This window comes from Sphingomonas sp. P2_B6 (assembly GCF_056404755.1).
The window spans coordinates 14,046-29,656 of the sequence record NZ_JBFUDK010000009.1 but is presented as its reverse complement, the minus strand read 5'-3'; the positions used below and the strand labels follow the sequence as shown (position 1 = coordinate 29,656).

Below are 15,611 nucleotides of genomic sequence, written 5' to 3'. Positions count from 1 at the left end.
CTTGCCCCCGTCACTTGCCCCCGTCACTGGTTGCACACCACCGCCAGCTTGTTGCCCGTCGGATCGCGCAGATAGGCGGCGTACCATTTGGGGCCATAGTCCGGGCGCGGTCCGGGCGGGCCTTCGCAGCTGCCGCCATGCACCATCGCCGCTGCGTGGAACGCATCCACCTCGGCGGGCGACTTCGCGTTGAAGGCCATCATCGTGCCGTTGCCCGCGCTGGCCGGCGCGCCATCGAACGGCTTGCAGATCCAGACCGTGAATCCCTCGCCGGTGCCGCGCTCGGAATAGGCGCGCCATTCCCCGAAGGACATGTGCGAGGACCAGCCGATGATCGCCAGCGTCGCATCGTAAAAAGCACTGGATTTTGCCGAATCCAGGGCGCCGAGCGTCATGTAACCCGCCATGATTCTTCTCCCTCAAGTGCGGGCGAAATACCGTGGCGATCGGAACGGATCAAGAACAAATGCTATCGGGTCAGCGCCGCCGCGATCCGGTCGGCCAGCCGCGCCGCCACGTCTTCCTTGGGCAGCCGTTCCCAGCTCTCGACCCCGTCGGCGGTGACGATATGCACCGCATTGGCGGTGCCGCCCATCACATCGCCCGACACGTCGTTGGCGACGATCCAGTCGGCACCCTTGCGTTCGCGCTTGGCGGTCGCGTGCTCGATGACATGCTCGGTCTCGGCGGCGAAGCCGATCAGCAAGCTGGGCCGGCGGGGGCTCTTTGCCAGGGTGGCGAGGATGTCGGGATTCTCGACGAGATGGAGGACAGGCGGCATCACGCCCTTCTTGATCTTCTGGCCGGCGGTGTCGACGCGCCAGTCGGCGACGGCGGCGACCATCACGGCGGCATCGACCGGCAGCGCCTGGGCGACGGCATTGGCCATCTCCATCGCCGTCTCGACATCGACGCGGTCGACGCCGGGCGGCGTGTCGAGCGTCACCGGACCGGCGACCAGCGTCACGCGCGCGCCGCGTTGCGCAAGCGCCGCGGCAATGGCGAAGCCCTGCCGCCCGGACGATCGGTTGGCGAGGTAGCGGACCGGGTCGATCGGCTCATGCGTCGGCCCGGCGGTGACCAGGATATGCTTGCCGGCCAAGGTCATGAGGTGGCGAGCGCCTGCTGGATCGCAGCGAGGATCGCCTCGGGTTCGGGCAGGCGGCCGGGGCCATATTCGCCGCACGCCATCGGGCCTTCGTCGGGCTCCAGCACGGTGACGCCGTCGCCGCGCAGGGTGGCGACGTTGCGGCGGGTCGCGGCATGGCCCCACATGCGCACGTTCATTGCGGGCGCAGCGAGCACTGGCTTGTCGGTCGCGAGCAGCAGGGTGGTCGCCAGATCGTCGGCGATGCCGGCGGCCATCTTCGCCATCAGATCGGCTGTGGCGGGGGCGATCACCACCAGGTCGGCCTCGCGGCTGAGCTGGATATGGCCCATCACGGCCTCGTCCTTCAGGTCCCACAGGGTGGTGTAGACCTGGTTCTCCGACAGGGCGGCAAGCGTCATCGGCGTAATGAAATGCTGGCCGCCAGCGGTGAGCACGCATTTCACCTCGATCCCGGTCTTGCGGCACAGCCGGATCAACTCGCAGGCCTTGTAGGCAGCGATGCCGCCGCCGACGATGAGCAGGATCTTCATCGCGCCATCCTATCTGACCATTCGCGTCACGATGATCCGCCGTCGGTGGAATGCGGCGGTGACCAAGTCGCGCAGGGCGTCGGGCACGAAGGCCAGGCCGACCAGGATCACGGGCGCGATCATCAATCCCCAATAGAAGGTGTCGGTGCGCCCGAACAGGCTCAGCAGCACGGCATAGGCAGCGAAGACCGCCACCGCCCGGAGCGCGAGCTCCTCGTTCCACCCGGCCCAGCCGAACAGGGTCAAGGCAACGAGCAGCGCCGCGAGCCAGGTCGGGGCGAGGTTCAATGCGGTCGACAGCGACATGGTCTTCACGAAGAAACCGAAGCCGAGCATGCCCGACCAACCGGGCGAGACGGGGTCGATCGGCCGGACGACCAGGCTGACGGCATGCGCGTGGAAGCCGATGACCACGGCCAGTGCCAGGATCGCGACACCCCAGCCGATCGCTTCACGGCGGCGCCCTTCGGCGAGCGCGAGCACCAGCATGATCCCGACATAAAGCGCCGCGGTCTCGCGGATCAGCATCGCGATCAGGCCGAACGCCACGGCCTCGACCCAGCGGTCGCGGCGCCGGAGCGCAAGCGACAGCGCGATCAGCAGACCCGCCCATATCTCGTGGAAGCTCGCCAGCTCAGGCTGGACGAACGCCATCATGCCGCCCGCGAGCAGCACCAGCGCGATGGCCAGCGGCGGCGCGCGGGCAAAGGCGGGGCGCAGCCGGACGAACCAGGCGAGCGTCACTGCCGCCGCGAGCACATAGAGCAGGATCACCGTGCCGATCGGCGGTATCGCTGCCTGCAGGGTCGCGAGCGTCGGCAGGCGGAAGGTAACGAAGGGGCGAAGGGGATAATTGCCGCTGCGCAGCGCCTGCGCCGTCACCGCATAATAGTCGCCGCCGCCGCGCACGCCGGCGACGATCGTCTCGTACAGCACGACATCGGCTTCGTCGTCGGCGCGCTGGGCAGGATCATGGCTGACCGGCGGTGGCCCTGGGGCGACCAGCGCGGACATGCTCGCAACGAGCAGGATCGCGAGCAGTGCCAGAACGATCTGCGCGGTCGGCCGCTTCAGCGCTGCGAAGCGGGTGGGGCCGGTGAGCCAGAGCGGAGCCTGCGGGCGCGCCATTTTATTCAAGCCCCTCCCTTTTTAGGGAGGGGTTGGGGGTGGGTGCGCGCGTCTGCGCGCCTACATAGACTCGTTTCACCAAGCGCCGGAGCGACGATCGGGGCATCGAGCCCGGTTCGCCGCTGCTCCTCCCCTGCAGGGGAGGCGTTGCAGAAAGGCGCGGGGCGATCACTGCAGCACCAGCCATGTCGTCGCGACCGCGATCGCGGCACTCACCACCGACACGACGACATAGCGCCAGCCGCCGCCGATGCGGACGACCTCGATTTCCTTGAGCGGCGGGGCAGGGGGCGCGCCGCCGGGGGCGGGATAGCGCAGTTCGATGTTGCGGATCAGGTCGGGCAGGCGCGCCAGGGTGCGAAGGTCAGTGATGAGCCGGTCGGCCACCGCCGCTTCCGGCCCAAGCTCGGTCCTGATCCATTCGCGCACGAACGGCGCGGCCGCATCCCACAAATTGATATCCGGATCGAGGCTGGTCGCCACGCCTTCGACCATCACCATCGTCTTCTGCAGCAGCAGCAGATGCGGCTGAGTCTGCATGTCGAAATCGCGGGTGATGTTGAACAGCCCATCGAGCATCATGCCGATCGACATGTCCTTGACCGCAAGCCCGCGCATCGGCTCGCCGACCGCACGGAGCGCCGTCGCGAACTCGGCGACATTGTGGTGCGCCGGCACATAGCCTGCCTCGAAATGGATCTCGGCGACGCGTTTGTAGTTGCCGGTGATCAGCCCGTAGAGGATCTCCGCCAGCCACACCCGGGCGCGCCGGTCGATCCGCCCCATGATGCCGAAATCGATCGCGGCGATCCGCCCGTCGGGCAGCGCGAACAGATTGCCCTGATGCATGTCGGCATGGAAGAAACCCTCGGCAATCGCCTGGCGCAGGAACGCATGGACCAGCGTGTTGGCGAGCTTGGGCAGGTCATACCCCGCCTCGACCAGCGCCGCGCGATTGGCGATCTTGATACCGTCGACCCAGGCGATGGTCAGGACCTTGCTGGTCGTACGCTGCCAGTCGATCGCGGGCACGATGAAGTCGGGCTGGGCCTCCATCGCCTCGGCCAGTTCCGAGGCCGAGGCCGCCTCGCGCCGCAGGTCGAGCTCGCGCGCGGTCCAGCGCTTGAACGTCTCGATCACCAGGCGCGGGCGCAGGCGCGACAGCTCGCCGCCCAGTCCCTCGATCTGCGCCGCCGCCCATTGATAGGTGTCGATCGCCTTGGCGAACTCTTCCTCGACGCCGGGGCGCAACACCTTGACCGCGACATGCCGACCATCGGTGGTGATCGCGCTGTGCACCTGGGCAATCGAGGCGGCGCCGACCGGCACCGGATCGATCGTGGCGAACAGGCCTTCGGGCGAGCGCCCGAAGGCCCGCGTCATCGCCGCGTAGATCGTGTCATAGGGCAGGGGCGGCAGCGAATCCTGCAGCCGCATCAGATCCTTCGCCGCGGCCTCGCCGACGATGTCGGGGCGGGTCGCGAGCGTCTGGCCGAGCTTGATCGCGGCCGGGCCGATCGCCTGGAGCGCATCGGCATAGGCCGGCGTCTCGGGAACGCGTGCGCCCAGCCGGGCGACGCGGACGAGGCGGCGGATTCGCGTCGGCGTGTTCGGATCGCGCTCGATCCCGCGGAGCGCGCCGTGCCGCGCGAGGATTCGCCCCCATTTCAGGAGCCGCCAGAGATGCACGGCGGGTGCGGTCATGAGGACTGACTCAAATCTTCCAGCCGCTATGGATCGCGACCAGCCCGCCCAGCATGGGCTCGACACTGGTCTGCACGAAGCCGGCCTCGCCGATCATCCGCTCGAAGGTCGGCATGTCGGGGAAGCGGCGGATCGATTCGATCAGGTAGCGATAGCTTTCGGCGTCGTGTGCGAGCAACTGGCCGACCTTGGGCACCACCTTGTGCGAATAGGCGTCGTAGATGTCGGCGAAGCCCGGCCACAGCGTCGTCGAGAATTCGAGGCAGAAGAAGCGCCCGCCACGCCGCAGCACCCGGTGTGCTTCGCGGAGCGCCCTGGGGATGTCGGTCACGTTCCGGATGCCGAACGCGATCGTATAGGCGTCGAAGAAGCGATCCGGGAAAGCCAGCGTCTCGGCATTGGCCTCGGTCCAGACCAGGCCATCCACGCCGCGCTTCTGCGCCCGCTCCATGCCCACTTCGAGCATCTGCGGGTTGATGTCGGCGACCGTCACCGAGGCGCCGGACTTTGCCAGCCGGAAGGCGATATCGCCGGTGCCGCCCGCCATGTCGAGGATCTGCTCGCCCTCGCGCGGCTTCACCCGGCGGACGAAACGGTCCTTCCAGACCCGATGCATGCCGCCCGACATCGCATCGTTCATGATGTCGTAGCGCGAGGCCACGCTGGAGAAGACTCCGCCGACCCGGCGCGTCTTCTCCTCGGGGGCCACGTCTTCATAGCCGAAGGAAACAGTGTCGCTCATTCGCGTCGCTCTAGCGGAGGGCGCGGCCAGCGCAAACCGTCACGTTTGACTTGTCTGTGCTGTTTCCGTGAAGAAGCCGGATGCCTGAGCTTCCTGAAGTCGAAACCACCGTCAACGGACTGCGCCCGGTGCTGCAGGATCAGCGGATCACTTTGGTCCAGATGCGGCGGCCCGATCTTCGCCGGCCGTTCCCCGCCGATCTGGGGCAGCGGCTCACCGGCGCTATGGTGACCGGACTGGGGCGCCGGGCCAAATATGGGCTGATCGATACCGATCGCGGTGACACGATGATCTTCCATCTCGGCATGTCGGGCCGATGGCGAGTCGATCCGAGCGAGGTCCTCCCGCACGATCACCTGATCCTGGAGACGGCGACGCATCGGCTGGCGCTCAACGATCCGCGGCGATTCGGCTCGCTCGACCTGGTGCCGACCGCGTCGCTCACCCGCTATCCGCCGTTCCTGGCGATGGGGCCGGAGCCGCTCGGGCCGGATTTCACCGCGCGCTACCTGCTCAAGGCGCTCGACGGGCGGATCGCATCGATCAAGCTGATGCTGCTCGACCAGCGAATCGTCGCGGGGCTGGGCAATATCTATGTGTGCGAGGCGCTGCATCTCGCGCGCATCGCGCCGATGCGGCCGGCCGGGCAAATCTCGCTGGCGCGGCTCGAACGGCTCGTCGCAGCGGTGCGCACCGTGCTCGAGGCAGCCATCGAGGCGGGCGGATCATCCTTGCGCGACTATGCCCGACCCGACGGCGAGCTCGGCTATTTCTCCAAGCAATGGCGGGTCTATGGCCGCGAGGGCGAACCCTGCGACTGCGGGGGGAAGGTCGCCCGTTACAGCGAGGGTGGACGGTCCACCTTCTGGTGCCCGAAATGCCAGCGTTGAACGAGAGGATCGGATGATGAGTGGACCACGATTCGAGAATCGGAATCTCGGCGGCATCCTGTTCGGCAACTGCAATCTCGCCGGGGCGAGCTTCGACGATTGCAACCTGTCGGGCTCGACATTCAACAACATCAACCTTTCCGGCACGACCATCACTGACGTGAACCTGTCGGGCGTGACGATCGATGCCGCCAATGTCGACGGGCTGACGATCATGGGCCACGATATCGCCGCGCTGATCAGGGCGGAGCATGATCGGGGCCGGTCCTGTTCCTGAGGAACGGGGGGAATCGTCACACGACCGTCATTCGGCCGGTTGACCGACTCAGTCTTCGTGGGTAAGAGGCCCGCTTTCCGGGGCTGCGGGCTTTGCCGTCCGCGCCCTTTCTTTATTTCAGATCAGAGGGCTTCATGGCGAACACGCCACAGGCGAAAAAGCGAATTCGGCGCAACGCACGTCGCGCTGAAGTTAACGGCAACCGGGTTGGCCGTATCCGGACCTTCGTGAAGAAGGCCGAGGCCGCGCTGGCGTCGGGCGACAAGGATGCCGCGAGCGCCGCGGTTGCAGCGATGCAGCCCGAGCTGGCCAAGGGCGTCGCGAAGGGTGTGCTCCACAAGAACACCGCTTCGCGCAAGTTCTCGCGCCTGACCAAGCGACTCACCGCGCTCGCCTGATCTCTACCGATCGGTCGGAACAAAGACCCGCCGGGACATTTCCGGCGGGTCTTTTGTCATGAGCACGCAACACGTTTATGGTGCCATGCAAGATTTGGTACCATTTTGGGTCCGCTCCGTACCCGAATCATGAAAAGTCAGGATTCCCCACGATTCGCAATAGTCGCGCTTGTTGCGATAGGGAATTATCGATGATTCACAGTATCTTGTAAGATTTTTGACGGGAATCCTTGGCGTATCCCGAGTCAATCCCGTTTATTTCGGTTTTGTTACGCACGCGGCTCTTGCCCGACTCGCTTCGATCTTCATAATCGAGGTTTGCAGCGCGGACGTTCAGTCCCGCAGCCTTATTGAGACCTTCGAAGTCAGACGGACCGTGATTCCGGCTGGGGGGAGGCTTGTCTGGTTGAAGTCAGGCGGCCCGGGGCGACGTGCCCTGGTACCGGGAGAAGGATTGAGTGTTGGCGGGGACTGTTACCGGAGAGGCGGCTCGATTGAGCGATGCAGCAAGGGCGTGGAACACGGTACGAGGCCATCTGCGTGAATCTGCCGGGGTGCGCCTGTTTGATCAGTGGCTCAAGCCGATCGAGCTGATCGACGACGCCGAGTCGGACACGATTCGCCTCGCGCTGCCGTCCGCCTTCATGACGAACTGGGTCCGCAATCATTATGCCGACCGGCTGTTCCAGGAATTCCACGCGATCCTGCCGGATGTGCGCAGCGTCTCGATCGAGACTCGCTCGGCCAAGGCTACACCTGCGGTACTGACCATCGTCGCGCCCGTTGATCCGGTTCCGGCCTCAGCGGCTCCTGTTGCCGCGGCGCGCCCTTCGCTTGACCCGCGTTTCACCTTCGACCGGTTCGTGGTGGATCAGTCCAATCGAGTAGCGTTCAATGCGGCCCAGGCGCTGGCCGAGGCCGGCAAGCCTCGCTTCAGCCCCTTGTTCCTTCACAGCGGCACCGGGCAGGGCAAGACTCATCTGATGCACGCGATCGGCGCCGCCTATCTCGAGGCATGCCCGAGCGCCAACGTGGTGCTGATGTCGGCCGAACGATTCATGTTCGAGTTCGTCCAGTCGCTGCGCGCGCGCGACACCCACAGCTTCAAGGTGCGGCTGCGCGCCGCCGACCTGCTGATGATCGACGATCTGCAGTTCATTGCCGGCAAGGACGGGACCCAGGAGGAATTCTTCCACACCGTCAGCGAAGTGATGGCGGCCGGCAAGAGGCTGGTGATCAGCGCCGATCGTTGCCCCCAGGGACTCGACGGGGTCGAGGCGCGGATCACCTCGCGCCTGTCGGTCGGTCTGGTGGCGGACATCAAGGCGCCCGACCTGGCGCTGCGGCGCGCGGTGCTCGACCGCAAGCTGTCGGACGTGCCCGACGCCAGGGTCCCGGTCGAAGTGCTGGATCTGCTGGCGTCGCGTATCACCGCCAATATCCGCGACCTGGAAGGCTCGCTCAACCGGCTGGTCGCCTATGCCCAGCTGACCGGCGAAACCATCGACATGGATTTCGCGGTGGCCACGCTTGGCGAGGTGTTGCGCGGGGCCGAACGGCGCGTGACGATCGACGAGATTCAGCGCGCGGTTTCAACGCATTTCGACCTCAAGCCGATCGATCTGGTGTCTGCGCGGCGCGCGGTGGTGGTGGCGCGTCCGCGCCAGATCGCCATGTATCTGGCCAAGCGCCTGACGACCCGGTCGCTGCCCGAGATCGGCCGCAAGTTCGGTGGCCGCGACCATTCGACCGTGATCCATGCGGTGCGCCGCATCGAGGAACTACGCGACAAGGATCGCGAGATAGACGGTGCGGTGCGAACCCTGCTGCGCGAGCTTGAGGGGTGATCTTGCGCGCCCCTCCCTGAAAGGGAGGGGCGAAGAGGCCTATTTCTTCTCGGGCGCGATCGTGATCTTCACCGTCTCGCCCGAATTGCCCGGGAAGCCCGTGAACATCGCCTCGACCAGCCGCGGGACGAGATAGGGCAGGTCGTCACTGCGCGACTGGGCCTTGGCGGTGCCTTCGAACACGCTCTTGCCATTGTCGGCGCGGTCGATGCGCAGGTCCAGCTCGCTGGTATAGATGGTGAAGCTGCTTACATCATTGTCGAACAGGAACGGGTCGTAGAAACCGAAGGCGAAGCGGCTGCGGCCATAATAGCCGAAGCGACCGCCATAACCGCCATAGCGGCCAAAGCCCGGACCATAACCGCCATAGCCGAAGCCGCCGCCAAAGCCCGGCGTCGTCACGACCTTCTCGCGGCCCTTGTCGACGCCATAGCCGATCTTCACCACCAGATCGGCGCGCGTCGGGTCGGCCGCCGCCTGATAGCCCTGCGCCGCCAGCTTGGCCGACACGAGCTGGGCATATTGGCCGAACTCGATGCCGCCGTCGTTGCGCGGGTCGATGGCCTTGACCACGAAGCTCTGGCCCTGCGCCTGGGGCAGCTGCTGGAAGCGGGAGACCCGGGCGTTGAACGGCGTGGCGCAGCCGCCCAGCGCGAGCAGGGCGATAGCGGCGATCGAGAACATCTTCATGGGCTTGCGACCTTGAGCAGGAGAAGGCGAGAGATCGGGAGAAAGCGTCGGAAAGTCAGTCGGTTGCAATTGTGCTGCTGCCGTTATGAATAGCGCTTGAATGGCGCGATGCAAATCCCCCGGAAAACACCGGTCCAACCCAAGATGGGGAAGCCGATCAGACGTGCAAGCCCACAGCCCGTTGCGCCGCCAGAAGCGTGGGCGCGGCGATGGCATTTGCCCGCGCACCGCCCTTGGCCAGCGCCGCGCTGACCGCCGCGCGGTCGCCCAGCAATGCCGTCAGCCGGTCGCGGATCGGCCCGAGCTTGGCCACCGCCAGATCGGCCAGCGCCGGCTTGAACGCGCCGAAGCCCTTGCCGCCATACTCCGCCATCACCGCATCGGTGGTGGTGTCGGCCAGCGCCGAATAGATGGTGACGAGGTTCTTCGCCTCGGGGCGTTCGGCCAGTTCGGCGAAGGTCGCGGGCAGGGGCTCGGGGTCGGTCTTCGCTTTTTTGAGCTTCTGCACGATCGTGTCGTCGCTATCGATCAGGTTGATGCGCGACGCGTCCGACGGATCGGACTTGGACATCTTCGCACTGCCGTCACGCAGGCTCATGATGCGCGGTGCGGCCTTGGAAACGAACGGCTCGGGCAGGGTGAACAGCTCCACGCCATAGTCGTTGTTGAATTTGGTCGCGATATCGCGCGCGAGCTCGAGATGCTGTTTCTGGTCCTCGCCGACCGGCACGTGAGTCGCCTGGTAGAGCAGCACGTCGGCGGCCTGCAGCACCGGATAGGTGAACAAGGCGACGCTCTGGCTCTCGCCGCTTTTGCCCGCCTTGTCCTTCCACTGAGTCATGCGGTTGAGCCAGCCCATACGCGCGGTGCCGCCCAGGATCCAGGCAAGCTCGCTATGCGCTGGCACGCGCGCCTGGTTGAACAGGATCGCGCGATCCGGATCGATGCCGCACGCGAGCAGCGTCGCCGCCATCTCGATCGAGTTCGAGGCCAGCTCGGCGGGCACCACTGGCTGCGACAGGGCGTGGAGATCGGCCAGGAAGAACAGGCAGTCCTCGCCCGGCTTCATCGAGTCCTGCATCGCGACCCATTGCTTGATCGCCCCGAGATAATTGCCGAGGTGGAGATTGCCGGTGGGCTGGATGCCGGAGACGACGCGCATGATGTTCTCGTGTCAGGGGGCGCGTTTGCGCCGCAGGAAAGCAAGATCGTCACGAGTGAAGGCACCCAGGACGAAGGTGGCGACCGCATAGACGAAGCCGCCCGTGGCGACCAGCGCAAGCATGGCGCCGGTGCGGATCACCCAGCTGCCATGGAGATAGGGTGTCAGCAGCCCTTCGAGCAGCCAGAGGATGGCGCCCATCACCAGGGCCGCGGCACCGAGCCGCCAGGCGCGGAGGAGCAGACGCCGGTCGGGCTCGAAATGACCGCGCAGACGCAAGGTGCGATAGAGCAGGAACACATTGACGGTCGAGGCAAGCGCGGTCGCCAGCGGCGGGCCCATATGCTGGAGCGGCACGATGAGGGCGAGGTTGAGCACGAGGTTCACTACCATGCTGATCGTTGCGTAGCGCACCGGTGTCTTCGTATCCGACCGGGCGTAATAGCCCGGCGTCAGCACTTTCACGAGAATGTAGCTGGGCAGGCCGATCGAGAAGGCGGACAGCGCCTGGGCCGTGAAATAGGTGTCCTGCGCCGTGAACTTGCCATGTTCGAACAGCGCCGCGACGATCGGCGCGCCGCACAACACCAGCGCCACGGTGGCGGGCAAGGTGAGCAGCAGGGCGAGCTCCATGCCGCGATTCTGCGATTCCATCGCGGCTTTCTCCTCGCCCGCGCCGAGCTGGCGGGAGATGAGGGGGAGCAGGACGGTGCCGAGCCCGATGCCGATCAGGCCGAGGGGCAACTGGTTCACCCGGTCGGCGGTATAGATATAGGTCACTGAGCCGTGCGGCAGCAGCGAGGCGGCGAGCGCGGTCGAGACGACCAGGTTGATCTGCACCGCGCCGGCGCCGGCGGCGGCGGGCCAGATCAGCGCCATCAGCTTCTTCACATCGGGGCTGAACCGGGGAAGCTTGAGGCGGAGCCTGACCCCGTTCGACCAGCAGGCATGAGCCAGCCAGAGGAATTGCAGCACGCCCGCCACGCTGACCGCGATCGCCTGGTTGCGCGCGGTCAGATACGGATCATGATTGTGGAAGAACAGCAGCGCGGCGATCAGCGTGAGGTTGAGCAGGATCGGCGCCGCGGCATTGACCCAGAATTTGTGCAGCGAATTGAGGATGCCGCCGAGCAGCGACACCAGGCTGATGAACAGCAGATAGGGAAAGGTTAAGCGCGACAGCTCGACCGCGAAGGCGAACTGATCGTTACTGATCCCGTTGAACTTGCCGGACAGCGCCAGCGTGACCGGCCAGGCGAAGATCTCGACGATGATCGTCATTACGATCAGCACCGGCAGCAGCACCGACAGCGCGTCCTCGGCAAAGGCGACGCCGGCGGGGAGGCCGGGGCCGTCCTTGTCCGCCACCTTGCGGTTGAACATCGGGATGAAGGCGGCCGAGAAGGCGCCCTCCGCGAACAGCGCGCGGAATAGATTGGGCAGGCGGAAGGCGACCAGGAAGGCGTCCGACGCGAAGCTCGCGCCGACGAAGCGGACGAACAGCGAATCGCGCACGAGCCCCAGCACGCGGCTGGCCAGGGTGAGACCCCCGATCGATCCCAGCGCGCGCGTGAGGTTCATGGAATAGCCTGTCCTGTCACCGTTCGTCCTGAGTAGCCGCTGAGCTTGTCGAAGCGGCGTATCGAAGGATATGCCCGGCCCATCTCCTTCGATACGGGCCTTCGACAAGCTCAGTCCCTACTCAGGACGAACGGAAGAGATAGAATTCGGAATCAGGCGGTGCCGATTTCCCCGGCGGCCTGATCGCGCGCTTCTGCCTGCTGCATGTAGATCGCGGCGAAGTCGATCGGCTCGAGCAGCAGCGGCTGGAAGCCGCCGTCGCGGACCGCATCGGCGAGCACCCGGCGCGCGAACGGGAAGAGCAGGCGCGGTGCCTCGGCCAGCAGGAAGGGCTGGACGTGCTCTTCGGGGATGTTGCGCAGGCCGAAGATGCCGGCATAGGTCAGCTCGACGATGAACGCGACCTGGCCCTCGGTCTCGGCGCGGACCTCGACGCGGAGCACCACTTCATGGACTTCCTCGCCGACCTGGGCAGTGCCGATGTTGAACTGCACGTCGATCTGCGGCGGGGTCGTGATCTGGAAGATCGCCGGCGCGTTGGGATTCTCGAACGACAGGTCCTTCACATATTGCGAGATCAACCCGGCCGCCGGCGTCGTGTCGGCACCGTTGGGGAGGGGCTCGGTGCCCGTGATGATACCGTCGTCCTGCTCGCTCATCGAAAGTCCATTCCTTGAAGATCGAAATATCGGCCGCCCCCTGTGGCGTGCCGGCGACCGCGCGCCTAGCAGGGGGCGGCGGGCAGTTCAACGGCTGCTGCCCCTATCTTGCGTTGGGCCATTTGAAACGTTGGCGCGTTACGCCTATGTAGGCCATTAGCCGATAATGGAGGCAAGGTGCTCTTTGTAGTTCTTCTCGCGATGGTCGCCGCCTTTCTGGCGTTGCGTCTCTATATGGTGCTTGGCAAGCGGACGGGGCATGAACAGGTCCTTCCCAAGCCCGCCGAGGAGCGCGCGCCGGTAACGCCGTTGCCCCGCCCGATCGAGATCGCGCAGGAGCCGCGCGAGGTTTCGACTCGCAATATCGATCCGCGTGCCGAGGCCGGCCTTCGCGCCATCGTCGCGGCCGAGCCCGGTTTCGACGTCGGCCAGTTCATCGAAGGCGCCCAGTCGGCCTATCGCATGATCCTCGAAGCCTATTGGAAGGGCGAAGAGGATACGCTCGGCTGGCTGGTCGACGACGAGGTCCGCGGTGCCTTTGTAGACGCGATCGCCGAACGCGCCGCCGCGGGCCATGTGCTCGACAACCGGCTGGTGTCGATCGAGCGCGCGATGATCTCCGATGCGTCGGTCGAGAATCGCCAGGCGCGCATCACGGTGCGCTTCGACGCCGATATCGCTGCGGTGACGCGCGATGCCGATGGCAATCTCGTTGCCGGATCGATGACCGATGCGGTCGAGACTCACGACGTTTGGACCTTCGCTCGCACGCTGAAGAGCAGCGATCCGAACTGGAAGCTCGCCGACACCGACGAAGCGTGATCGTCATGCGGCGCGGGGGAACGGTCGCGCTGGCGCTGATGCTGAGCGCCTGTAGCAGCGGCGTCGTGCCGCGCCCCGCCGGACCATCGACCAGTGCCGAGCCGCCCGCGCGCAAGCCCGTCGCGGCAATCCCGATCGCGCCGGCGCCGGCGGTGGTCGCGCCCGGCACCGCCACCGCCGCCGGGGCGGGTGTGCTGGCCGGTCCGCCGCTTACCTCGCTGCCCCTCACCGAAGCCCAGGCCGTGCGAGCACTGACCGCGTTCCGCACCAGCTGTGCCACCCTGCAACGCCGCACCGATGCTTCGGGCCTGACCCGGGGCGGGGACTGGCAACCTGCCTGTTCCGCCGCTGCAACCGTCGCGTCGGGGCGCGCGCGAGGCTTTTTCGCCGACTGGTTCGAGACGGTGCAGGTCGGCGACGGCAAGGCCTTCGCGACTGGCTATTACGAACCCGAGATCGCGGGGTCGCGCGAGCGCCGGGCCGGTTACGACGTGCCGATCTATGGCCGGCCAGCCGATCTGGTCGATGTCGATCTTGGCCAGTTCAACGCCGACCTGAAGGGCAAGAAGATCCGCGGCCGGGTCGAAGGCAGCAATTTCGTGCCTTATTTCGACCGCACCGCGATCGAGCAGGGCGCGCTGGCGCAGCGCGCGCCGATCATCGCCTGGGCGGCGGACCCGGTCGAGCTGTTCTTCCTGCAGGTCCAGGGGTCGGGGCGGCTGAGGCTGCCCGACGGATCGGTGATGCGGATCGGCTATGAGAGCCAGAATGGCCGCGACTATACCGGCATCGGCGCGCTGATGAAGCAGCGCGGGCTGCTCGGACCCGGCCAGACATCGATGCAGGGCATCGTCGCCTGGCTGCGCAGCCACCCCGTGGAGGGCGCCGCGATCATGCGCGAGAACAAGAGTTATGTGTTCTTCCGCGAGCAGCAGACGCCGCCGCTCGGCGCGCTGGGCCTGCCGGTGACCGGCGGGGTGAGCGCTGCCGCCGACCCCCGGTTCGTGCCGCTCGGCGCGCCCGTCTTCCTGTCGATGGACCGCACCGACGCGACCGGGCTGTGGGTGGCGCAGGATACCGGCGGCGCGATCCGCGGCAGCAATCGCTTCGATACTTTCTGGGGCGCCGGCGACGACGCGCGCGCGATCGCGGGGGGCATGTCGGCGCGGGGCACGGCCTTTCTGCTACTGCCGACCGGCACCCTGGCGCGGCTCGCAACGGAGAGGGCCAGTGGCGGAGCGCCCGTTAACCCCTGACGAAGCCGCGCTCTGGGCGAAGGTGATGGCGACGGTGCGGCCGATCCGGCCCGCGCCGAAGGCCGCGCCCAGGGCTGCCGTGCAGGCACAGTCTTCCAAACCCCTCCCCGTCAAGAAAGCGGTTCGGCGTGGGGCGAGCGAAACACCCGGTTTGCTGATTACCGGGGCGGTGGGTTCCAAGAGCAAGAGTCTTTCGAGCGCGCAGACGCGCGTGCCCATCCCTGCCCCTTCCCCCGAAGGGGAAGGGCTTAAGAAAGGGGGAACGCTCGACGGCAGCTGGGACCGGCAATTGTCGCGCGGCCTGGTGTCGCCTGACGACACGATCGATCTCCACGGCCATAATCTCGCCTCTGCGTACGCGCTGCTCGATTCAGCGCTCGACCGGTCGATCCGCGCGGGCGACCGGCTGATCCTGCTCGTCACCGGCAAGCCGCCGCGCGCCGAGAGCGAGCGGCCGCACGCGCGCGGGGCGATCCGCGCGGCGGTGGGCGACTGGCTGGCCGGATCGCGCCACGCCGCCGCGATCGCGGCGGTGCGCGGCGCGCATCCGCGCCATGGCGGCGCGGGGGCGCTGTACATCGTGCTGCGCCGGGCGCGGGGTGGGCGTTAATCAGAGACACAATCCGGTTGGCTGAGATATTCCCTCTCCGTTCACCCGAACGGTAAGAACTTCTCGACGATGGCAAAGAGCGCGCCGACACGACCGGCGCGGGATGCTGTGCCAGATCCAGCGCCCTGGTTGAATCGATGCCAGGACAAAAGAAAGGGGCCGCTTCCGGATGTGGAAGCGGCCCCTTTGCCGGTCAGGAACAGG

At 66.5% G+C, this 15,611-nt stretch carries 15 protein-coding genes and 1 pseudogene; 7 read left to right on the top strand and 9 right to left on the bottom strand.

Features of this window, described 5'->3' with window-relative positions; all coding sequences use genetic code 11:
- Positions 1-23 precede the first annotated feature (23 nt).
- The 5 genes and pseudogenes from AC1DX5_RS14030 to AC1DX5_RS14010 all read right to left on the bottom strand — a co-directional run bounded on the left by AC1DX5_RS14030 (position 24) and on the right by AC1DX5_RS14010 (position 5,215).
- The gene (locus AC1DX5_RS14030; protein WP_478016096.1) at positions 24-407 is read right to left on the bottom strand and encodes a VOC family protein; all 384 of its coding nucleotides are present in this window, start codon (positions 405-407) and stop codon (positions 24-26) included.
- 62 nt (positions 408-469) lie between these two features.
- Positions 470-1,641, bottom strand: a pseudogene (gene coaBC, locus AC1DX5_RS14025) (bifunctional phosphopantothenoylcysteine decarboxylase/phosphopantothenate--cysteine ligase CoaBC).
- Positions 1,642-1,650: 9 nt separating this feature from the next.
- Positions 1,651-2,769: a hypothetical protein gene (locus AC1DX5_RS14020; RefSeq protein ID WP_478016095.1), complete on the bottom strand. Its 1,119-nt coding sequence runs from the start codon at positions 2,767-2,769 to the stop codon at positions 1,651-1,653.
- Positions 2,770-2,937: 168 nt separating this feature from the next.
- Complete coding sequence (ubiB, locus tag AC1DX5_RS14015; protein ID WP_478016094.1) at positions 2,938-4,473, bottom strand: 2-polyprenylphenol 6-hydroxylase; 1,536 nt, start codon at positions 4,471-4,473, stop codon at positions 2,938-2,940.
- A gap of 10 nt (positions 4,474-4,483) precedes the next feature.
- Positions 4,484-5,215, bottom strand: coding sequence for a class I SAM-dependent methyltransferase (locus AC1DX5_RS14010; RefSeq protein ID WP_465169758.1), 732 nt, complete (start codon positions 5,213-5,215; stop codon positions 4,484-4,486).
- Between the two features lie 80 nt (positions 5,216-5,295).
- Between AC1DX5_RS14010 and mutM the strand changes: the two genes are divergently transcribed.
- From mutM to dnaA, 4 genes are all read left to right on the top strand, one after another.
- A complete protein-coding gene (gene mutM / locus AC1DX5_RS14005) occupies positions 5,296-6,105 on the top strand; it encodes a bifunctional DNA-formamidopyrimidine glycosylase/DNA-(apurinic or apyrimidinic site) lyase (RefSeq protein ID WP_465169757.1) in 810 nt (269 codons plus the stop codon).
- A 13-nt stretch (positions 6,106-6,118) separates the two neighbouring features.
- Positions 6,119-6,382 (top strand): pentapeptide repeat-containing protein, encoded by a 264-nt coding sequence (locus AC1DX5_RS14000; RefSeq protein ID WP_478016093.1) that lies wholly within the window; start codon positions 6,119-6,121, stop codon positions 6,380-6,382.
- A gap of 134 nt (positions 6,383-6,516) precedes the next feature.
- Positions 6,517-6,780: a 30S ribosomal protein S20 gene (rpsT, locus tag AC1DX5_RS13995; RefSeq protein ID WP_272627889.1), complete on the top strand. Its 264-nt coding sequence runs from the start codon at positions 6,517-6,519 to the stop codon at positions 6,778-6,780.
- Between the two features lie 494 nt (positions 6,781-7,274).
- The gene (dnaA, locus tag AC1DX5_RS13990) at positions 7,275-8,627 is read left to right on the top strand and encodes a chromosomal replication initiator protein DnaA (protein ID WP_465169755.1); all 1,353 of its coding nucleotides are present in this window, start codon (positions 7,275-7,277) and stop codon (positions 8,625-8,627) included.
- A gap of 39 nt (positions 8,628-8,666) precedes the next feature.
- Here the strand turns inward: dnaA and AC1DX5_RS13985 are convergent, their stop codons facing one another.
- The 4 genes from AC1DX5_RS13985 to secB all read right to left on the bottom strand — a co-directional run bounded on the left by AC1DX5_RS13985 (position 8,667) and on the right by secB (position 12,719).
- Positions 8,667-9,317, bottom strand: a complete 651-nt coding sequence (locus tag AC1DX5_RS13985) for a DUF4136 domain-containing protein (RefSeq protein ID WP_465169754.1) — start codon at positions 9,315-9,317, stop codon at positions 8,667-8,669.
- 157 nt (positions 9,318-9,474) lie between these two features.
- A complete protein-coding gene (gene trpS / locus AC1DX5_RS13980) occupies positions 9,475-10,479 on the bottom strand; it encodes a tryptophan--tRNA ligase (protein WP_478016092.1) in 1,005 nt (334 codons plus the stop codon).
- 12 nt (positions 10,480-10,491) lie between these two features.
- Positions 10,492-12,060: a murein biosynthesis integral membrane protein MurJ gene (murJ, locus tag AC1DX5_RS13975; RefSeq protein WP_478016091.1), complete on the bottom strand. Its 1,569-nt coding sequence runs from the start codon at positions 12,058-12,060 to the stop codon at positions 10,492-10,494.
- 152 nt (positions 12,061-12,212) lie between these two features.
- Positions 12,213-12,719 carry a protein-export chaperone SecB gene (secB, locus tag AC1DX5_RS13970; RefSeq protein WP_478016090.1) on the bottom strand — a complete coding sequence of 169 codons (507 nt, stop codon included), beginning with the start codon at positions 12,717-12,719 and terminating at the stop codon, positions 12,213-12,215.
- 177 nt (positions 12,720-12,896) lie between these two features.
- Here secB and AC1DX5_RS13965 point away from each other — a divergent pair, with 177 nt between their 5' ends.
- The 3 genes from AC1DX5_RS13965 to AC1DX5_RS13955 are packed head-to-tail and all read left to right on the top strand — an operon-like array spanning position 12,897 to position 15,407.
- Positions 12,897-13,541 carry a Tim44/TimA family putative adaptor protein gene (locus AC1DX5_RS13965; protein ID WP_478016089.1) on the top strand — a complete coding sequence of 215 codons (645 nt, stop codon included), beginning with the start codon at positions 12,897-12,899 and terminating at the stop codon, positions 13,539-13,541.
- 5 nt (positions 13,542-13,546) lie between these two features.
- On the top strand, positions 13,547-14,797 hold the full coding sequence (mltA, locus tag AC1DX5_RS13960) for a murein transglycosylase A (RefSeq protein WP_478016088.1): 1,251 nt from the start codon (positions 13,547-13,549) through the stop codon (positions 14,795-14,797).
- A gap of 25 nt (positions 14,798-14,822) precedes the next feature.
- Complete coding sequence (locus AC1DX5_RS13955; protein WP_465177153.1) at positions 14,823-15,407, top strand: Smr/MutS family protein; 585 nt, start codon at positions 14,823-14,825, stop codon at positions 15,405-15,407.
- The last annotated feature ends 204 nt before the right edge of the window (positions 15,408-15,611 follow it).